This is a genomic window from Rhizobium sp. S152, assembly GCF_030380735.1.
Taxonomy (GTDB): Bacteria; Pseudomonadota; Alphaproteobacteria; order Rhizobiales; family Rhizobiaceae; genus Rhizobium.
In genome coordinates, this window is record NZ_JAUDRZ010000005.1 from 60,715 (window position 1) to 80,079 (window position 19,365).

Sequence of the window (19,365 nt, forward strand, 5' to 3'; positions counted from 1 at the left end):
TCAGGCCACACGGTCCGGCGGCTCGCGCCCCTCGAAGAATGCGGTGATGTTGTCCACCACCTTCATGCCCATCGCGTTGCGCGTCTCTTCCGTCGCGCTTCCGAGATGCGGCAGCAGAACCACATTCTCCAATCCACTCAGCGCCTCCGGCACCTGCGGTTCGGCCTCGTAGACATCGAGGCCGGCTCCGCGGATCACGCCATCCGCGAGCGCGGAAATCAGCGCTGCCTCGTCCACCACGTCGCCCCGCGCGGTGTTGATCAGATAGGCGCCCGGCTTCATGGCCGCGAAACGGGAGGCGTTCATCAGATGCCGGTTCTCCGCCCCACCAGGGCAATGCAGCGACACGAAATCAGCAACCGCAAGCACCTCTTCGACGGTCGCGAGCTGCCGCGCGCCATATCGCGCCGCTTCCGCCGGATCGACCGTCGAGCGGTTGAAGAACACCACATCCATGCCGAAACCGAAATGGCAACGTTGCGCGAAGGCCTTGCCGATCCGCCCGAAGCCGATGATGCCGACCGTCTTTCCCGTGACCTTGGTGCCGATCATATGCGTCGGGCACCAGCCCTTCCATTCGCCCGCCCGCACCTGCCGCTCGCCCTCCCCGCCACGGCGCGCGACCGAAAGCAGGAGCAGCATGGCGATATCGGCGGTGCAATCGGTGAGCACGCCGGGCGTGTTGGTCACCGCGATGCCCTTGGCCTTCGCCGCCGCGATGTCGATGTGATTGTAGCCGACCCCGAAATTGCCGAGGACCTTGGCGCGAATATCGCCTTCGAAAACCGAAGCGGGAAGCTTGTCCGACACCGTCGGCAGCACGGCGTCGTGGGTGCCCAACGCCTCGGCGATCGCGTCTGGCAGCATCGGCAAATCGTCAGTGTTGAAGGTCGCTTCGAAGCGCTCGGCCAGCACCGCCTCGACGGCGGACGGCCAGCGGCGCGTGAGCAGGATCTTGGGGCGAGACATGGCCTATCCGTATCGTCTGCGGCTGCGCGTCGATCGGCGGCAACCTGTTGAATTCGCGGGCGATCCTAACCGGATCGTCCTCGATCGCAAGGCCGGCTATCCACCATATGGTTCACTGCCGCCCAAAACGAAAGAAGCCCGGTGCGAGACCGGGCTTCCAAAGTGAGAACGAAAGTTCTTACTTCGCGTCCTGCGGGAAGTAGGAGAACTTGCCGTCCGGGCCCTTCTTCCATTCGTACATGACGTAGCCAGGGATCTTCGGGTCGCCCTTTTCGTCGAACGAGATGTCGCCGAGAACGGTCTTGAACGGACCCTTTTCCTTCATCGCGGTGGCAACGGCTTCAGCGTCGGTCGAAGCGGCTGCCTTGGCAGCTTCAGCGATCGTCTGCATGGCAGCGTAGGAGTACAGCGTGTAAGCTTCCGGGTTGAAGCCGGCAGCCTTGAACTTCTCGACGAGCGCCTTGTTGTCGGGGTTCAGCGTTGCGTCCGGGCCGAACGTGTTCAGCGTACCGGCGACTGCGTCACCAGCGATCGATGCCAGTTCGTTCGAAACGATACCGTCACCCGATACGAGCGTTGCCTTCAGGCCTTGGTCGGCTGCCTGGCGGATGATCAGACCGGCTTCGGTATGGAGACCGCCCCAGTAGATGATCGAAACGCCGGCTTCCTTCATCTTGGCGATGAGGGCCGAGAAGTCCTTGTCGCCGACGTTGATGCCTTCGTACATGACTTCGGTGAGGCCAGCGGCATTCATGGCCTTCTTGGTTTCGTCAGCGAGGCCCTGGCCGTACGGGGTCTTGTCGTGAACGACGGCGACCTTGGCGTCCTTGAAGTGGTCGGCAAGATACTTGCCGGCGATGCCGCCCTGCTGGTCGTCGCGACCGCAAGTACGGAACGTGTTCCAGAGACCACGCTCGGTGAACTGCGGGTTGGTCGCAGCCGGCGTGATTTCGAGGATGCCGTTTTCAGCGTAAACTTCGGAAGCCGGGATCGAAACGCCCGAGTTGAAGTGGCCGATGACGAACTTTACGCCGTCAGCAGCGAACTTGTTGGCAACCGAAATACCCTGCTTCGGGTCGGACACGTCGTCGCCGAGGACGATCTTGATCTGCTCGCCGTTGATGCCGCCAGCAGCGTTGATGTCAGCAGCTGCCTGTTCGGCACCCTTCTGAAGCTGAGCACCGAAAGCTGCGTTCGGGCCGGTCAGCGGACCGGCAACGGCTACCGTGATGTCGGCCCATGCGTTGCCGCTGAAGGCGACCATCGCCGTCAGAGCCACTGCCGACAGAAGAGACTTCTTCATTATGTTACTCCCAGTTTTTTAGCGGGTTCCGTTCCATTACCCAGCGCATCACCCACTTTACTGCGCCGGGAAACCTGTTCCACTCGGAGAGGTAATTTGTCCCTAGATTCAACCGACTGTCAATGTTTTGCCTTCCAGGAGAAGGGCGACGTCTTTTCGTAGAGCCAGTAGTAATTGTTGACCATCTGATTGGTCCGGCGATAGCGGTATCCCGCCGTCGCGAAGATCAAAAGAAGGACGAAGTCGATGGCGTAATAGAACACGCTGATCACGGGGCCGTCGAACAGCGCATGATGCAGGAATTGCATCGCGGCCGCCAGAAGCACGGTGTAGCCGATGACTATAGGATAGTCGCTCCAGCCGTCGGCCGCGGCCTTGCCCGAACGCCATGCCGTCCAGAAGCCGATCAAAACAACGAGCAGTCGAATGACGCTGCGAACGCCGGTATCGCCTTCAAAGAAAAGTCCCTGCATATCAAAGTCTCCCCTTCGTCATGCTCAATGCCGTCCGCCTTCGAGATAGGCGGCGCGAACTTCAGGATTGGCCAGCAGTTCCTGGCCGGAGCCCGACATCGTCACCTTGCCGTTGACCATGACATAGGCCCGGTCGGACAGCTTCAGCGCCGCGAATGCGTTCTGCTCGACGAGGAACACGGTCAGCCCCTCATCCTTGTTCAGCTTCTTGATCGCCTCGAAGATGCCCTTGACGATCAGCGGCGCGAGGCCGAGCGACGGCTCGTCGAGGAGCAGCAGTTTTGGGCGCGCCATCAGCGCGCGGCCGATCGACAGCATCTGCTGCTCGCCGCCCGAAAGCGTGCCGCCGCGCTGCGTCTGGCGCTCCTTCAGGCGCGGGAACATCGTGAAAATCTTCTCGACGTCTTCCTTGAAGTATTTCAGGTTGTCGAGGCCGGCGCCCATCTGCAGGTTTTCCATCACGCTCATGCGCGGGAAAATGCGGCGTCCCTCAGGCGACTGCGCGATGCGCAGGCGGGCGATTTCGTGGGTGGGCATCCTGGTGATGTCGCGGCCTTCGAAGACGACGGAGCCGCTGCGCGCCTGCGGGCTGCCGCAAATCGTCATCATCAGCGTCGACTTGCCGGCGCCGTTGGCGCCGATCAGGCTGACGATTTCGCCCTGGTTGACCTCGACGTCGATGCCGGCGAGTGCACGGATGTTGCCGTAATAGGTTTCGACACCCTGGACCTTGAGAAGTGGCTGACCGGTCATCAGTGCGTACCTCCTTCGAGGTTCTCGACGTCTGCGATCACTTGTTCCACTTCCTCGTCCTCGACACCGAGATAGGCCGCGATGACCTTCGGATCGTTCTTCACATGGTCTGGCGTGCCGTCGGAAATCTTCTGGCCGTATTCGAGCACGACGACATGGTCGGAGATCTCCATGACCACGGACATGTCGTGTTCGATCAGGAGCAGCGACGTGCCCTCGTCTCGGATCCCACGCAGAAGCGCGTTCAGCGTCAGCGATTCCTTCGGGTTGAGACCGGCGGCGGGTTCGTCCAGGCAGAGCAGTTCCGGTCCCGTGCACATGGCGCGCGCGATTTCCAGGCGGCGCTGCGCGCCGTATGGCAGGTCGCCGGCGGGATCGTCGGCGCGATCGATCAGATCGGCCTTCTCCAGCCAGTAGCGGGCGACCTCGATCGCATTCTTCGCTTCCGCGCTGTAGCGGCCGATCCCGAGCAGGCCGAGAATGGTGTAGCCCGATGCCAGCATCAGCTTGTTGTGCTGCGCGACCAGAAGGTTTTCGAGAACCGTCAGGCCGGAGAACAATCGGATGTTCTGGAAGGTACGGGCAACCTTGGCTTCGCGGGTAATCCGGAAGTCGGGGAGACGCTCGAGTAGGTATTCCTTGCCGCTCTTCTGCTGCAGGGTGATCATGCCCATCGTCGGCTTGTAGAAACCGGTGATGCAGTTGAAGACGGTGGTCTTGCCTGCGCCGTTCGGTCCGATCAGCGCGGTAATGTCGCCGCGCTTGGCTTCGAACGAGAAGTCGTTGATCGCCATCAGGCCGCCGAACTTCATCGACAGATGCTCGACCTTGAGCAGGGTATCGCTGGACATGTTGGTTTCCTGAGGGCTCATCAGCCGTGGCCCTCCTTGGTGAAGCTTCCCGATACCGATTTCCGTTCCTTGAGGAAGGCGGTCGGTTCACGCGATCCGACGAAGCCGCGTGGCTTGATGAGCATGACGACGACCATGGCCAGACCGAAGAGCAGCATGCGGTAGAGTTCCGGCGTGAAATCCGGCCCGAAGATGAGCTTCAGAAACTCCATTTCGCGCAGCATTTCCGTGCCGCCGATCATGACGATCGCCGCTATCGCAATGCCGGTCAGCGAGCCCATGCCGCCGAGAACGACGATGGCGAGGATGACGGCTGATTCCAGGAACACGAAGGATTCAGGAGAAACGAAGCCCTGGCGGGCGGCGAAGAAGGAGCCGGCGAAGCCGCCGAACATCGCACCCGTGGCGAAAGCCGTGAGCTTCGTCGTTACCGTGTTGATACCTAGCGAGCGGCAGGCGATTTCGTCTTCGCGAAGCGCTTCCCATGCACGGCCGATCGGCATACGGCGCAGGCGGATGGTGACGTAAGCCGTCAGCAGGCAGAGCGCCAGGATCAGATAGAAGAGGAAGATCTTGTAGTAGGCCGACGAGATCGGCAGGTGGAACAGCTTGGCGAAGCCATGCGGGCTGGCATCGAAGGGAATACCGAACAGCGTCGCCTTCGGAATGCTGGAGATGCCGAACGTACCGCGGGTCAGATCCGTCCAGTTGATGATGACGAGGCGGATGATTTCACCGAAGGCCAGCGTCACGATCGCCAGATAGTCGCCGCGCAGACGCAGGACCGGAAAGCCAAGGATGATGCCCCAGAGGCCAGCGAGAATGCCCGACAGCGGCAAAAGAACCCAAAACGACAGGCCGAAATAGCTGGAGAGCAGCGCGTAGGAATAGGCGCCGACCGCGTAGAAGGCAACATAACCGAGATCGAGCAGACCGGCGAGACCGACGACGATGTTCAAGCCCCAGGCCAGCATCACGTAGATCAGGATCTGGATGCCGAAGTTATCGACCCACTTCAACGAGCCCTGCGCGCCGACCAATGCCACGATGACGACAGGATAGAGCAGCAGCGCCAGCAGCGCGATCTTCAGGAAGTGTGCGTGGAAAAAGCCCTTCTTCTCGGAAATGTCGAGTTCGCCGCTGCGCGCCTTGGCGAGCTTGCGGGCGTCGAGATGCGGACGCAGGAAAACCACGATCGCGAACCGGCCGACCGCCGCAATCGCGACGAAGATCGCCAGCAGACCCCAGCGCTGAACGACGACGAGTTCGTTGCTGATGTTCTGCTGCGTGCCGAGACCGACATAGAGAACGAACATGCCGAACGAGATGACGGCTGCGAAAATAGCTTCTTTAATACCCTTCTGGACAAGTCCGGATGCGGGCTTGCCAGGGGCGTTTTCAACATTTGCCATGACGTTAAACCTTCTCGACTTCCGGCCGGCCCAGGATACCTGTCGGCTTGAAGATCAGCACGAAAGCGAGGATGGCGAAGGTCGCCACATCCTTGTAGGCGATAGTGAAATAGGCCGACCACAGGCTTTCGATCAGGCCGATCATCAGACCGCCGAGAACAGCACCCGGAAGCGAGCCGATACCGCCGAGAACGGCGGCCGTGAACGCCTTCACACCAGGCACGAAGCCGTCGTTGAAGTTCACAACACCGTAATACATCAGGTACATCGTGCCGGCGACGGCGGCGAGTGCGGCACCCATGATGAAGGTCACCGAGATCGTCTGGTCGACGTTGACCCCGAGCAGCGCCGCCATCTTGCGGTCCTGCTCGGTGGCGCGCTGCGCGCGGCCAAGCGCCGTATGATTGACGAGATACCAGAAGACGGTCAGCAGCACGGCCGTGATGATGATGATCACGATCTGCTTCAGCGAGATGGTGATACCGCCGATATTATAGACGCTGCTGATCAGCGGCGGGATCGGCTTATTGCGCGGACCCTGCGTGACCTGAATGAAGTTCGACAGCGTGATCGACATGCCGATCGCGGTGATCAGCGGCGCCAAGCGGAACGAACCGCGCAGCGGGCGATACGCCACGCGCTCGATGGTCCAGTTCCACAAACTCGTCATCAGCATCGCGATAAGCAGCATCACCAGCAGCAGGACGGCGACTGGAAGACCGGCGAATATGGATGTGAGGACGAGAAAGACGATAAGGGCGGCGAAGCCACCGATCATGAAAATATCGCCATGGGCGAAATTAATCATGCCGATGATGCCGTAAACCATCGTATAGCCGATAGCCACGAGGCCATAGATGGATCCAAGAGTCAGCCCATTGATGAGCTGCTGGACAAAATATTCCATATGTCTTTCCCCTGGACACAGAACCCGAAAAGGCCTGCATCTCTTGTTATTCGAGCTCTTTGCGAGCCCCTTGATTAAGATTTCATACTGTTTTCAAGGCAAAAGGGAAGCGCAAAATCACGGCACTCCAAAGTTCTTTGCCCATTCGGTTAAAATGACTGTTTATCGGTCACAAAGTCGAATTTTTTAGCGCTGAAGGCTCAAAAAAGCTGATTTCAACTATAACATGCGCGACCTGAGGGTAAACTGAATGATGCGTGAAAGCTGAGAGATTCCGTCTTTGGCGTTTCCAAACACGCTTTGTCCCGATTATATATCTTCAAGACGGACCGGATTTAATTCACCACTCACAAGGAATGCAATGCTCGAGACATTTGAGGCCGCCGCGCTGGAAGCCGGCAAGGCAATCATGGAGGTCTATCGCAACGGCTGTCAGTCCTCTCAAAAGGCCGACAACAGTCCGGTGACGATCGCCGACGAGCAGGCCGAGCGAATTATTCTTGCGCATCTCCAGCGTGATTTTCCCGATATTCCCATCATTGCCGAGGAATCCTTTGCGGCCGGCACCATTCCAAGCATCGAAGCCACGTTTTTCCTTGTCGATCCGCTCGACGGCACGCGCGAATTCATCGACAGGCGCCGGGAGTTCACCGTGAATATCGCGTTGATCGAAAATGGCTGCCCCACTGTCGGTATCGTTTTTGCTCCGGCTCTCGGCATCGCCTTTTCCGGCGAGAAAGGAAAGGCCGAGAAACTGATCGTCGACGAAGCCTTTCAGGTAACACAGAGGATCGCGGTCGGTGTTCGACCGCAGCCGGCACGGCGCACGGCTCTGGCCAGCCGTTCGCACAACAGCCCGCAGACAGAGAGTTTCCTTGTAGATAACGCAATTTCCGACTGCACCAATATCGGTTCGTCGCTGAAGTTCTGCCTGCTCGCCGAGGGGCTCGCGGATGTCTATCCGCGCTTTAGTCGCACCATGGAGTGGGACACGGCAGCCGGCGATGCCGTGTTGCGCGCTGCGGGCGGCTCGACCGTGACTCTGGACGGACTGCCGCTGGCATACGGCAAGCGAAATCAGGAGCACGACACCGATTTCGCCAATCCGCACTTTATCTCCTGGGGCGGCGAGACAGCGGCTCCCGAGCGGGCATGATAATTCCGAAATAGAAAGCAAAATCAGCAACAGTCGGGATTCTCCATCCCCGCGCTCCTGAACGTGCTTAGGCTCTTCGCCAGCAGAAACGCCGGCGATCGCCCGGCCATGAAGGGAGCCAACATGTCCGATCAGACCGCCAACCTCGCCCTCCCCTACATATTGCCGTCGCAGGCGCAGAAGCATGTCACCCATAACGAGGGGCTGCAGCGCCTGGACGCCCTCGTCCAGCTTGTCATCGCCGCGGAACATACGGCACCTCCCGAGGCACCAGACGAAGGGCAATGCTTTCTGATCAAGGAGGGAGCTTCGGGGGATTGGGCCGGAATGACCGGACGCCTCGCCTTTCGCCAGGACGGCAGCTGGATCTATCTGCAGCCAAGGAGGGGCTGGCAAGCCCTCTTCCTGGAACTGGAACAGATAAGGTGCTTCGACGGCAATGCTTGGCGCGCCGTCTCGTTGACCATGGACGGTTCGATCGCGATGCTGGGCATCAACACCACGCCGGATGAAGTTAACCGTCTCGCAGCGGCATCGGACGCAAGCCTCTTCAGCCACGCCGGCAACGGCCACCAGATGAAGATCAACAAGGCTGCGGCCTCCGATACCGGCTCGCTGCTCTTTCAGACCGCATGGTCGGGTCGCGCCGAAATGGGCCTCGCCGGTAACGACGAATTCGCGGTCAAGGTCAGCGCCGATGGTGATACGTGGATGACAGCGCTCGCCATATCGCAACACGGTGTGGTCGAGACGCCGGCGCGGCCAGTGATCCGCACTTCGTTGGCGGCCGCAACATTGTCTCCCGCGGCAGGAACGCGGACCGGTTTCGACGAACTTCACCTGCAGCAGGGCAATGGTTTCGAGCTTGGGGCCGCCGTGCCATCAGGCAGCGGCCATCGCCTCACCGCGAAGCAAAGCGGTCTTTATCTTGTCACGCTGAACACGCGGGTGATCTCGTCGTCCGGTCATGCTGCGGCGATCGAGATCAACGGGACGACGCCTTTGGCATCGATCGAAGCCGCGGCCTCTACCTTTCCCTCGCGGCAATCGGTCTGCGCAGTCATCTCGCTTGTTGAGGGCGATTGGCTCGCCCTGCTCCATTCCGGTGCCGCGCAGTATGAATTCGGTGCAGGGAAAACCGAACTCACATTTGTCATGCTCTGACTTTTGGAGTTGGCGACCGATCAGATCAACCGATAGCGCAAAGCACGAGCCACGGCCTGCATACGGTTCACGGAATCGAGCTTGCGCATCGCGCTTTTGAGGTAACCGACAACAGTGTGCGAGGACAGTTCGAGAATGATCGCGATCTCTTCGCTGCTCTTGCCCGCGGCAGACCAGCGCAGGCATTCCACCTCGCGGCCGCTTAAATTCTCTGCAGGCTGCTCGACGGGATTGTTATGGCCGAACGTTTCCAGGAATTCGATTGCCCGGACGATCTGCGCCGACGCCTCTTCACGCGACGGCAATTTCCGTTCACCGGAGAAAGCAAAAATATACTGGCGGCGATCGGCGTCATGCAACGTGAAGGCGAGCGTGCTCTTCAGCCCATTGAGGCGCATGAACTCCGTCACCTTGGCTCCACGCCGGCTTGCCGACGTGCCCTCGAACGGGACACCGTCGCAGAACACAGGCATGATGGTGCTTTTCAGTTTGGTAACCATACCGGAACAATAAAACACGTCTGCCTGCTCATAAAAGGCGAGCAGTTTTCCTGGCCAGTTGCTGGCCAGGCGGTTCGCCAAGAATCCGGTGCGATCTCCACGCGGGAAGGACGATAGCAAATAATAGTCGAAACCGATCGACCGAGCCATTTCGCCAAGATATTCATCAGCATCATTCGCGAACGCGCTGTCTCCGGACGCCGCGAACGAAAGTATATTCTCGTCCGCCCCTTTTCGGGCAGATCCTGTCGATCTCGGCATTTTACTGTCCCTCGCGATAGCTCCGCGCTTCGCACCGTTTGCCGGCGAATTCCGGCTTACAGAGCAAAGCCGCACCGCGACGATGCGTGGTGACGGGTCCGACAACTTTGCACCTGCCAGACGGAGCCCGGACGAAACCCTCTCGCCCGCACCCTATTTTGGTGCGCTTATAAATTGAAAAAAAACTTATGAATATAATACATAACGCATGGCTCCCATGCGCCTGCCTCAAATTTACGCTGCGTGAGGCAACAATGCAGCCACACGGTGCAGGCGAAGCAGCAGAGTTAAACTTCTTATCAAAGTGTTACTATGAGCTTAGGCAATTTTTAAATGTGACAAGCTAGAGTGGCTGCCGTGGTCTTGAGTTGTGTAGAGAGTCCAATGACCGAAATGATACGTCCCCGAGTAAAATATGTCATCGGCCCCGATGGCAGCCCGCTGACGATTGCGGATTTGCCGCCGCCCAATACGCGGCGTTGGGTTATCCGCCGTAAAGCAGAGGTTGTCGCGGCCGTCCGCGGTGGCTTGTTGAGCTTGGAAGAAGCTTGCGAACGTTACACGCTGACCGTCGAGGAATTCCTCTCCTGGCAGTCGTCGATCAACAGCCATGGTCTCGCGGGCCTGCGCACGACGCGCATCCAGCAGTATCGCCATTAAAGGCAATTGCCGAATTCTTTGATTTCGGGCCGTCCGCATCTCCCCAAAGGGTATGCCGACGGCCCGAAACTGTCATGACGGGCGCCCGAGCCACTCGGATGCCGCAAGATGCCGATCGCTGGTTTCCATCCACCATAGACCACTCCGGATGCAGACCGTTTTGTGAAAAGCACGCGTTGAACTGCCGGCAGCGCCGGCAGTCAGACCACCCGGATACCCCTACCCCGCTTTCTTTATTGAACAGTGCGTGTTCGCCGACACTCTTGGCGCAGCGATCCTAGCGTGCGACTTTCCGCTTCTATTGTTGCGAATGGAGATCGGCTATGGACATCACCAATCAAGAAACTGCTTCGGGCGGCCGCTATGTTGCCGAACTCGAAGGCCACGAGGCGGAAATGACCTATTCCCGCACCTCCCCGAAACTGGTTATCATCGATCACACCGGCGTGCCGGACGCGTTGCGCGGCAAGGGCGTTGGGCAGGCTCTTGCACTTCATGCCGTGGAAGAGGCCCGCAAGGGCGGCTGGAAAATCTTTCCGCTCTGCCCGTTCTTCAAGGCCCAATCGCAACGCCATGAGGAGTGGCGCGACGTCATCAACGGCTGAGGCCGAAAAATTGCATGCCAAAAGCCATGTATGACGGACATCAGTCCATCATACATGGCTTCTCTAAAGGCGTCCCCCAGGCGCCTAGGCAGGCGCCCGCCTATCACTTCAGGCGCGCGCCCGAATTGCGCCGTCGCGCTCTTCCAGCGCGGCCGCACGTGCGTATTCCGCCTGCATCTCTTCGAGCGCCTGTTCCAGCGCTTCCTCCTGCATCCTCAGTTCCTTGATGGAAACCTGAAGATTATCCGCGCGCTGGCGAGCTGCCTTTGCGAAAGTCGGATAGGCGAAGTGATTCGGATCGGAAATCCCGGACTTCTTTTCCTCGACGACGATCTGGCTCTCCAGATCCTTCGTCATCCGGTCAAATTCAGACATCATCATCTGCAACTGCTGCAGCTGACGACGTTTTTCGTTCACCTGAAACTCCTTCAGGCGAACTAGGCTCTCACGCGACTTCATACGCATTACTCCAGTGATGCGAGATCCCGGCTCTACTCGTAACCGCCCCTTGCAAGCCGCTTTGACACGACCCACCCAAAAAAATTCCGGCGGCGTTAACAAAAACCTACCGCTGGTAACCTTTCGTTTACGGGCATCGTTAATGATAGTCCCGATGATTTAAGGGTCGGTAAACACAACTACGCGATTTCCGATACCGTTTCATTGGTGAGTCGAATGAATCGCTTACCAGCCGTTCTTAATGTAAAAGTTAAGGATCAGGCTTTGCGGATTCTTGTTGGAAAACAGCGGAATGGACAAAATATTTAATAAATTCTCTCCCTCTTGCCAGGGTGGATTAGAATTTGTTAACCATTCCGTGGCAGCTTCCAAATCACGCAGTGACATATTCGGTATCGCGTAGGGGGCCAGACCACCTTTCGGCGGCGGTAAAGGGGATAAGAATGCGGGTACTACTCATCGAAGACGACAGCGCGACAGCGCAGAGCATCGAATTGATGCTCAAGTCAGAAAGTTTCAACGTCTACACCACCGATCTGGGTGAAGAAGGCGTCGATCTCGGCAAGCTGTATGATTATGATATCATCCTGCTTGATCTCAACCTTCCCGACATGTCCGGATATGAAGTGCTCCGCACTCTCCGCCTGTCCAAGGTTAAAACACCGATCCTCATCCTCTCCGGCATGGCCGGCATCGAGGACAAGGTTCGCGGTCTCGGCTTCGGCGCCGACGACTACATGACAAAGCCGTTCCACAAGGACGAACTGGTTGCTCGCATCCATGCGATCGTCCGTCGTTCCAAGGGTCACGCCCAGTCCGTCATCATGACCGGCGAACTGATCGTCAACCTCGACGCCAAGACCGTCGAAGTCGGTGGCCAGCGCGTTCACCTGACGGGCAAGGAATACCAGATGCTGGAGCTGCTTTCGCTCCGCAAGGGCACCACGCTCACCAAGGAAATGTTCCTGAACCACCTTTACGGCGGCATGGACGAGCCGGAACTCAAGATCATCGACGTCTTCATCTGCAAACTCCGCAAGAAGCTTGCAAATGCTGCCGGTGGCGCGAACTACATCGAGACCGTATGGGGCCGCGGCTACGTGCTACGCGAACCAGATGGTGCCGAATACGCCGAAACTGCCTGATTTCAGGCCGCCCCCTTTACAGAGGCAGTCAAAATCCCGCCCAAAAGGCGGGATTTTTTCGTCGCGCGATATCGACAAACGGAAAAGCCGCCCAAAAGGAGCGGCTTCCATACGCGATGATTTGAAAAGACTTACGCGGCGATGGCGCGGTTGCCGAACACGGCCGTCAGGATCTTGCGGTCGAACGGCTTCAGCAGGAAGTCGGTCGCCCCTGCCCGCTTGCCCATCATCAGCTTCTTGAGATCCGCCTCGACGACGCAATAGTAGATCTTGACTTCCTTGCCGCCCTCCATGGCGCGGATGGCGACAATCAGCTCGATGGCGCCATCCATCGCCGAATCGACGATCAGGTAATCCGGCAGCTCGGTCTGGCAGCGGGTGAGCGCTTCGCTGGCATTGGAGGCTTCACTGACCAGGAAATCGAGTTCGGAGAGAATTCGCTTTCCGACTTTGCGAACGACGTCCGACGAGTCAGTGATCATAAACCTCTGCATGGCTGCTCCTTGGCCCAGCTTCTCTTCGGCGGGCGTATTATCCCTCGAAGATAAAAACATTAGGCTAAGGAATCATTACCTCGATTGCCGGAATCGAGCCGGCAACAATGCTTATTCCGCGACAATCTCGGCGGTGAAGATCAACTCTTCCGGCGTCACTTCATGCCCGAGCTTCATCCCGCATTCGTCCGCCAGCAGCACGGTGTAGTAAGGCTGGATCGAATGAGCATCGATCGCCTCTTCCACTTCGCGCGTGGAAATCTCCACGTACTTCGGTGGCATGCGCATCATCTTGCCCTTGGCGACGATCTTGAACTTCGCCTCAAGCTCCGGGTTTTCCAACGAAATTTCGAGAACGCCGCCGCGCGGGATCGAGGAGTATGCGACCAGGAACATATTCAGAAGCAGCTTCACGCGGTTCTTCGCAATGATGGCGCGCGGACCGGTCCAGACGACTTCCGTCTTCTTCTCGGCAGCCGCGAAATCCTTGGCCGCGCGCTCGGCTTCGCCGGTGTCGATCGACGCACCCACGGAGCCGGAGGCACCGAATGCGAGACGCGCGAACTTGAGGCGCACGGAGGCGTTCAGCGCACTTGTTCGAATAAGATCCATGGCGTCGGCATCGGCCCCGCCTTCATCAAGAAGTTCAAGACCATTATTAATGGCACCGACAGGCGAAATGACATCGTGGCAAACGCGGCTGCAAAGAAGCGCGGCGAGATCCGGGCCGGTCAGTATAAGATTTGGGTTCTTCGACATCATTGTCTCCAGGGCGGCAGGTTCATTCCGCCATATAGCTTTATTAAAATTGCGCGAAGTTTGCGACCGTACTCGGGCGCCATAATGACACCATATTTGGTAAACCGATTGTTAAGACCATGTGCGCAAAATGATGGAAACGCCGGAAACGGCTCATCGTACCGACCATGATGAACGGATGACAACCATGCGCCCCCATTTCCTCGGAAGATTGAATGCCTTCTGCCGGCTGCTCGTTGCGCTGACGCTTTCGCCTGTGCTCCTTGCCCCCGTGCAGGCGTCTGCCCAGCAGAACAACAATGGCCAGTATTCGATGCAGGAGATCATCGATACCGGCAACTCCTTCTTCGGCTCGACCAGTGGCGGCCTCGCCAAGGTCGTTGAAACCGCCTTTCAGAAGTATGGTTTGCCGAACGGCTACATCCTCGGCCAGGAAGGCTCTGGCGCCTTCATTGCCGGCCTGACCTATGGCGAAGGGCAGATGAACACCAAGAACGCCGGCGAACATCCGCTCTACTGGCAGGGTCCATCGCTCGGCATCGACTACGGCGGCCAGGGCACGCGCGTGATGATGCTGGTTTACGACCTGCCCTCGACCGACGCGATCTACGCCCGCTTCGGCGGCGTCAGCGGGCAGGCCTTCGTCATCGCCGGCTTTGGCATGACGCTTCTGAAGAACAACAACGTGCTGGTTGTGCCGATCCGCACCGGCGTCGGCGCCCGCCTCGGCCTCAATGTCGGCTACCTGAAGATCACCCCCAACCCGACCTGGAACCCCTTCTAATCGGCGAAATCTTCGACAGGGTGGCGGCGAACTTTGGTCACCGTCACCAATCGGCCACTTGCCCTGGGCGTCCGGTCCGCTTAATCATTGAACCTGACGCAAATCAACTTCTGGAAGCCGTGGCTACGCTGTGATCCAATATGCTCTACTGTTCGGATTGGGCTTCCTGACCGCGGCGTTTCTGGTCTTCCTGATATCGCCCGCCGTTCACCGCCGCATTGTCTGGTACACCGAAAACCGCATGCGAGCCACCATGCCGCTGAGCCCCCAGGAGGTTCGCGCGCAAAAGGACATGGTCCGCGCCCTCTACGCCGCCGAAAACGCCCGCACCACGCAAGATCTCGCCCGCGAGCGCGAAAAGTCGCTTTCGCTGCAGCTGAAGCATGATTCGATCGCGCTCGATGCCGGCCGCTTCGCCTCCGAGATCAGCGCCCTCCAGGGCCAGATCAGCGACATGAGCGTAGAGGCCGCCGAGCTCCGCTCGAGCCTGCGCAAAGACGAGAACTACATCAGCCAGCTGAAGACGAACCTGCATGTGTCGGAGCAGTCGAACGCATCCAAGGATGCCGAGTTGGAAGCGCAACGGGGGCGGCTGAACAAGCTTGCCGAACAGACCGACACGCTGAAGATCGATCTTGCCGCCCGCGTCACCGAGATCGAGAGCCTGAATTTCAAGTCGAACGCCGTCCGCGACGAGCGCGACAATCTCCGCCAGGACGTGGACCTCCTGCAGAAGCGTGCCCGCGAGGCCGAGCAGAAGCTCTCGCAGCAGGAACACATGGTCATCCGTCTCGAAGACAAGGCGGCGCGCGACACCGCATCGCTTGCCGACAAGGACACGCTGCTCGGCCGCAGCAAGCAGGAAATCACCAAGCTCAAGGAGCAGGTCAAGGCGGCCAATGCCGACCTGCGCAAGGCCAACCGCGCGCTTCGCAGCGCCGGCCTTCCACCGCTGTCCGATGAAACAGCCGCAGAGGAACTGGCAAACGCCGACACCATGCCGACCGAACTCGATACCGCGGCCGTTGCCGCCCGCCTGAGTGACGAAGTGCGCAAGCGTAGCGCCGTGGTGTCAGAACAGCTTCTGAAAGCCAAGTCCGACAGCTCCGGCGATGGCGCCATGCGCGAGGAGATCGCCGGGATTGCCGCCAGCATGGTGGCGTTGACCGCCATCAACGAAGGCCCGACCTCGCCGATCCGCGACCTGCTTCCCGAGACATCGGAAGAGAAGGAAGGCGAGCGGATCAATCTCGCGCAGCGCGCCGCGACGATCCTCTCCGAACCGGGCTGATCAGATCAGCCTGGCCGCCGACGACATCTGGAAGAGTGCGATCCCTGTCGCGGTCGCGACGTTGAGGCTGTCCAGCCCCTCGGATTGCGGAATGCGCGCGCTGCGGAAGCGCGACAGCACCGCTTCCGGCAATCCCTCGCCTTCCGTTCCCACCACGAGCGCCATGCGATAAGAAGGCGGTATTGCGCGGATATCGGTTTCGCCGCGCGGCGACAGCGTCCAGATGGCGAAATCCTGCTCCGCCAGCCGCGTCAGAATATCGAGCGCCGCCCCGCTCCGCTGGTAGGGCACGCTCAGCACCGAACCGACGGAAACGCGCATGGCCTTGCGGTACAGCGGATCGCAGGAGGTCTCGTCGAGCAGGATCGCATCGGCCTTGAACGCCGCCGCGTTGCGGAACATCGATCCCGCATTGTCGTGATTGGAGATGCCGCAGCCGACGAGCACCAGCGACTTGACCGGCAGGCGATCGATGAGGTCGCCGCTACCCGCGGAACGCCGCCCAAGCGCCAGCACGCCGCGATGCAGATGAAAGCCGACGATCTGGTCCAGCACCGCCGCTTCCGCGACATAGACAGGCACGTCGGCAGGCAAGCGCTCGAGGATATCGGAGACACCCTCGACACGGTTCTTCAACAGGAGCACCTTTTCGGCCGAAAAGCCCGTATCGCCATGGCTTGCCTCGGCAAGCATGCGAAGCACCACGGTGCCTTCCGCGATGAACCTGTTTTCCCTGCCCGTCAGATCGCGCTCGCGGATATTCCGAAACTCCGCGATCTCAGGATCATCGGCGCTTTCGATCGCGATCAGCCGGGCGGACATCGGCTCAGCCGCCGTTGATGGTGACGTCGGCGACGATCCGTCCGGAACGGATATCGACGACCAGCGACTTCATCACGCCCTCGGCCGTCGCGCCGAAATACATGATCTGGCCACCAGAAAGGGACGATGACTGGATGACGAAGCCCGGCGGCAGCGTGGCGGTCACGGAAACGGGCGCATCGGAGGGAACACCGGCCGAGGTTACGGCAACGGGTTCCTTGGCCGGAGCGCGCATCGTCTTGTAGACAACGGCACCGAAGACCGCCATAAGGCTCACGAACATGATGGCACCCGAGACGATCTGCAGGCGGATCATCTTGCGTCGGACACTTTCCATCGCCGGATCGAGGGGCTTTTCTTCCTGATCGTCTTCTGGCGGCAAATTCGTCATATGTGGCGTTCCAATCTATAAAATACTTCGGAGAAGAAGCGTCTTGAGCGACCCCTTTAAACAAGCATCCGGCAATATGAAAGTCCTGACCGCGGATGAGAATGCCGAAGGCCGCCTCGACGCCTGGATGACGGCGCAGTTGGGCGAGGAATTTTCCCGCAGCCGCGTGAAGGTTCTGATCAAGGAAGGCAACGTCTCCTCCAAGGGCAAGGTCGTCGCCGACCCGCAGAAGAAGGTGCGCCCGGGCGACATCTTCGAGATCAACCTGCCGGAGCCGGAAGATCCGACGCCCAAGGGCGAGGACATCCCGCTCGACATCCTCTACGAGGACGACGACCTGATCGTCATTTCCAAGCCCTCGGGCCTTGTCGTGCATCCGGCCGCCGGCAACTGGACCGGCACGCTGGTCAATGCGCTGATCCATCACTGCGGCGAGAGCCTCTCAGGCATCGGCGGCGTTCGCCGTCCCGGCATCGTTCACCGCCTCGACAAGGATACAACGGGTGTCATGGTCGTCGCCAAGAACGATGTCGCCCACCGCCACCTCTCGCAGCAGTTCGCCGACCACGGCCGCACCACACCGCTCGAGCGCGCCTACCAGGCGATCGTCTGGGGCCATCCCCGCTCGTTGAAAGGCATGATCGACGCCCCGCTCGGCCGCGACACCGGCGACCGCACCCGCCGCGCCGTCAAGCGCCCGGGCACCGCCGACGCCGACGAGGCGATCACCCACTACGAGGTTCTCGAGCGCTTCTGCGAGAAGCCGGACGCGACGAGCCTCGCATCCTTGGTCGAGTGCCATCTCGAGACCGGCCGCACGCACCAGATCCGCGTCCACATGGCCCATATCGGTCACCCCCTGCTCGGCGATACCGTCTACGGCGCCGGCTTCAAGACCAAGGCCAACCTGCTGCCCGAGGTCGCCAAGAAGGCTGTCAACGGCTTCGGCCGCCAGGCGTTGCATGCCTACATGCTGCAGTTCGAGCATCCCCGCACCGGCGAGGTCATGCGCTTCGAAGTGCCGCTGCCCGACGATCTGATCGCGCTTATTGAGGCACTGCGGACGGTCGACGTGTAACGCCTTCGTGAAGGCGGCAGCGGTCTTGAACCGCTGTCTCGCCATACTTATCTGTACATTGACCTAATGCGGGCTTGGATAAAGCCGCATGTCCCGGTCCGCCTCTAAGAGCGCAGGGACGCGTTCGAACGGGGATCGGAATTCAGATAGGAGGGTGCAATAAATGGCCCGAAATAATTTGCCATCCATTACCGCTGGTGAAGGCGGTCTCAACCGTTACCTCGATGAGATCCGCAAATTCCCGATGCTGGAGCCCCAGCAGGAATACATGCTTGCAAAGCGCTATGCCGAACATGGCGATCGCGAAGCCGCCCACAAGCTGGTCACGAGCCACCTGCGTCTTGTCGCGAAGATCGCGATGGGCTACCGCGGTTATGGCCTGCCGATCGGCGAAGTCGTGTCCGAGGGCAATGTCGGCCTCATGCAGGCCGTGAAGAAGTTCGACCCGGAACGTGGCTTCCGCCTGGCAACCTATGCCATGTGGTGGATCAAGGCCTCCATCCAGGAATACATCCTGCGTTCGTGGTCGCTCGTGAAGATGGGTACGACCGCCAATCAGAAGCGCCTGTTCTTCAACCTGCGCCGCCTGAAGGGCCGCATCCAGGCCATCGACGAAGGCGATCTGAAGCCCGAGCACGTGACCGAAATCGCGACGAAGCTGAAGGTGTCCGAGGAGGAGGTCATCTCGATGAATCGCCGCCTCTCCGGCGACGCTTCACTGAACGCCCCCATCAAGGCATCGGAAGGCGATTCCGGACAGTGGCAGGATTGGCTCGTGGATGACCACGACAGCCAGGAAGATGTACTGATCGAGCAGGACGAACTCGACACCCGTCGCCGCATGCTGGCGAAGGCGATGAGCGTTCTGAACGACCGCGAACGCCGTATCTTCGAGGCACGTCGCCTCGCCGAGGATCCGGTTACCCTCGAGGATCTCTCCTCGGAGTTCGACATCAGCCGTGAGCGCGTGCGCCAGATCGAAGTCCGCGCTTTCGAAAAGGTCCAGGACGCTGTCCGCAAGGATGCGCTCGATCGCGCAAAGGCGGTGCGGATGGTCGACGCGACCGCGTAACGGCCCTCAACATTCCAGAATAATAAAAGGCGGGTCCATCGGACCCGCCTTTTTCA

23 protein-coding genes are annotated in these 19,365 nt (G+C 59.6%); 10 read left to right on the forward strand and 13 right to left on the reverse strand.

Translation table 11 applies throughout. The features are described 5' to 3' along the window. Positions 1-969, reverse strand: a complete 969-nt coding sequence (locus tag QTL95_RS09080; protein ID WP_289719661.1) for a 2-hydroxyacid dehydrogenase — start codon at positions 967-969, stop codon at positions 1-3. On the opposite strand from QTL95_RS09080, the gene QTL95_RS09085 reads away from it, so the two are divergent. After that, positions 968-1,135 carry a hypothetical protein gene (locus QTL95_RS09085; protein WP_289719662.1) on the forward strand — a complete coding sequence of 56 codons (168 nt, stop codon included), beginning with the start codon at positions 968-970 and terminating at the stop codon, positions 1,133-1,135. The genes QTL95_RS09080 and QTL95_RS09085 overlap by 2 nt on opposite strands. Positions 1,136-1,147: 12 nt before the next feature. Here the strand turns inward: QTL95_RS09085 and QTL95_RS09090 are convergent, their stop codons facing one another. From QTL95_RS09090 to QTL95_RS09115, 6 genes are all read right to left on the reverse strand, one after another. Then, entirely contained in the window at positions 1,148-2,272 is a 1,125-nt protein-coding gene (locus tag QTL95_RS09090; RefSeq protein WP_289719663.1) for a branched-chain amino acid ABC transporter substrate-binding protein, read from the reverse strand. Between the two features lie 119 nt (positions 2,273-2,391). After that, positions 2,392-2,745, reverse strand: coding sequence for a DUF6867 family protein (locus tag QTL95_RS09095; RefSeq protein ID WP_289719664.1), 354 nt, complete (start codon positions 2,743-2,745; stop codon positions 2,392-2,394). Positions 2,746-2,769: 24 nt separating this feature from the next. Next, a complete protein-coding gene (locus tag QTL95_RS09100; RefSeq protein ID WP_289719665.1) occupies positions 2,770-3,498 on the reverse strand; it encodes an ABC transporter ATP-binding protein in 729 nt (242 codons plus the stop codon). Then, positions 3,498-4,370: an ABC transporter ATP-binding protein gene (locus QTL95_RS09105; RefSeq protein WP_112536729.1), complete on the reverse strand. Its 873-nt coding sequence runs from the start codon at positions 4,368-4,370 to the stop codon at positions 3,498-3,500. Before QTL95_RS09105 ends, QTL95_RS09100 begins: the two co-directional genes overlap by 1 nt. Next, a complete protein-coding gene (livM, locus tag QTL95_RS09110) occupies positions 4,370-5,761 on the reverse strand; it encodes a high-affinity branched-chain amino acid ABC transporter permease LivM (RefSeq protein ID WP_289719667.1) in 1,392 nt (463 codons plus the stop codon). Before livM ends, QTL95_RS09105 begins: the two co-directional genes overlap by 1 nt. A 4-nt stretch (positions 5,762-5,765) precedes the next feature. Further along, a complete protein-coding gene (locus QTL95_RS09115) occupies positions 5,766-6,668 on the reverse strand; it encodes a branched-chain amino acid ABC transporter permease (protein ID WP_289719668.1) in 903 nt (300 codons plus the stop codon). Between the two features lie 361 nt (positions 6,669-7,029). Between QTL95_RS09115 and cysQ the strand changes: the two genes are divergently transcribed. Both cysQ and QTL95_RS09125 read left to right on the forward strand, forming a co-directional pair. After that, positions 7,030-7,824 carry a 3'(2'),5'-bisphosphate nucleotidase CysQ gene (gene cysQ / locus QTL95_RS09120; RefSeq protein ID WP_289719669.1) on the forward strand — a complete coding sequence of 265 codons (795 nt, stop codon included), beginning with the start codon at positions 7,030-7,032 and terminating at the stop codon, positions 7,822-7,824. A gap of 123 nt (positions 7,825-7,947) precedes the next feature. Beyond that, entirely contained in the window at positions 7,948-8,988 is a 1,041-nt protein-coding gene (locus QTL95_RS09125) for a DUF2793 domain-containing protein (protein WP_289719670.1), read from the forward strand. 20 nt (positions 8,989-9,008) lie between these two features. On the opposite strand, the gene QTL95_RS09130 is transcribed toward QTL95_RS09125, so the two are convergent. Further along, on the reverse strand, positions 9,009-9,749 hold the full coding sequence (locus tag QTL95_RS09130) for a helix-turn-helix transcriptional regulator (RefSeq protein WP_289719671.1): 741 nt from the start codon (positions 9,747-9,749) through the stop codon (positions 9,009-9,011). Positions 9,750-10,133: 384 nt separating this feature from the next. Between QTL95_RS09130 and sciP the strand changes: the two genes are divergently transcribed. Beyond that, positions 10,134-10,409: a CtrA inhibitor SciP gene (gene sciP / locus QTL95_RS09135; protein ID WP_007533628.1), complete on the forward strand. Its 276-nt coding sequence runs from the start codon at positions 10,134-10,136 to the stop codon at positions 10,407-10,409. 323 nt (positions 10,410-10,732) lie between these two features. Continuing rightward, on the forward strand, positions 10,733-11,014 hold the full coding sequence (locus QTL95_RS09140) for a GNAT family N-acetyltransferase (protein ID WP_289719679.1): 282 nt from the start codon (positions 10,733-10,735) through the stop codon (positions 11,012-11,014). Between the two features lie 108 nt (positions 11,015-11,122). On the opposite strand, the gene QTL95_RS09145 is transcribed toward QTL95_RS09140, so the two are convergent. Further along, the gene (locus QTL95_RS09145) at positions 11,123-11,473 is read right to left on the reverse strand and encodes a hypothetical protein (protein WP_037186105.1); all 351 of its coding nucleotides are present in this window, start codon (positions 11,471-11,473) and stop codon (positions 11,123-11,125) included. Between the two features lie 443 nt (positions 11,474-11,916). Between QTL95_RS09145 and ctrA the strand changes: the two genes are divergently transcribed. Then, the gene (gene ctrA / locus QTL95_RS09150) at positions 11,917-12,618 is read left to right on the forward strand and encodes a response regulator transcription factor CtrA (RefSeq protein ID WP_003542362.1); all 702 of its coding nucleotides are present in this window, start codon (positions 11,917-11,919) and stop codon (positions 12,616-12,618) included. A gap of 131 nt (positions 12,619-12,749) precedes the next feature. Here ctrA and QTL95_RS09155 read toward each other — a convergent pair whose 3' ends face one another. Together QTL95_RS09155 and chpT are read right to left on the reverse strand one after the other, a co-directional pair. Continuing rightward, positions 12,750-13,112, reverse strand: a complete 363-nt coding sequence (locus QTL95_RS09155; protein ID WP_289719680.1) for a response regulator — start codon at positions 13,110-13,112, stop codon at positions 12,750-12,752. Positions 13,113-13,223: 111 nt separating this feature from the next. Beyond that, positions 13,224-13,871 carry a histidine phosphotransferase ChpT gene (gene chpT, locus QTL95_RS09160; RefSeq protein WP_289719681.1) on the reverse strand — a complete coding sequence of 216 codons (648 nt, stop codon included), beginning with the start codon at positions 13,869-13,871 and terminating at the stop codon, positions 13,224-13,226. Between the two features lie 187 nt (positions 13,872-14,058). Here chpT and QTL95_RS09165 point away from each other — a divergent pair, with 187 nt between their 5' ends. Both QTL95_RS09165 and QTL95_RS09170 read left to right on the forward strand, forming a co-directional pair. Beyond that, positions 14,059-14,655, forward strand: coding sequence for a DUF1134 domain-containing protein (locus QTL95_RS09165; RefSeq protein WP_289719682.1), 597 nt, complete (start codon positions 14,059-14,061; stop codon positions 14,653-14,655). 130 nt (positions 14,656-14,785) lie between these two features. After that, a complete protein-coding gene (locus QTL95_RS09170; RefSeq protein WP_289719683.1) occupies positions 14,786-15,946 on the forward strand; it encodes a hypothetical protein in 1,161 nt (386 codons plus the stop codon). On the opposite strand, the gene QTL95_RS09175 is transcribed toward QTL95_RS09170, so the two are convergent. After that, positions 15,947-16,768, reverse strand: coding sequence for a TrmH family RNA methyltransferase (locus QTL95_RS09175; protein WP_289719684.1), 822 nt, complete (start codon positions 16,766-16,768; stop codon positions 15,947-15,949). 4 nt (positions 16,769-16,772) lie between these two features. Further along, on the reverse strand, positions 16,773-17,159 hold the full coding sequence (locus tag QTL95_RS09180) for a hypothetical protein (protein WP_289719685.1): 387 nt from the start codon (positions 17,157-17,159) through the stop codon (positions 16,773-16,775). A 43-nt stretch (positions 17,160-17,202) separates the two neighbouring features. Between QTL95_RS09180 and QTL95_RS09185 the strand changes: the two genes are divergently transcribed. Together QTL95_RS09185 and rpoH are read left to right on the forward strand one after the other, a co-directional pair. Continuing rightward, on the forward strand, positions 17,203-18,237 hold the full coding sequence (locus tag QTL95_RS09185; protein WP_289719686.1) for an RluA family pseudouridine synthase: 1,035 nt from the start codon (positions 17,203-17,205) through the stop codon (positions 18,235-18,237). Between the two features lie 163 nt (positions 18,238-18,400). Next, on the forward strand, positions 18,401-19,309 hold the full coding sequence (gene rpoH / locus QTL95_RS09190) for an RNA polymerase sigma factor RpoH (protein ID WP_037186117.1): 909 nt from the start codon (positions 18,401-18,403) through the stop codon (positions 19,307-19,309). The last annotated feature ends 56 nt before the right edge of the window (positions 19,310-19,365 follow it).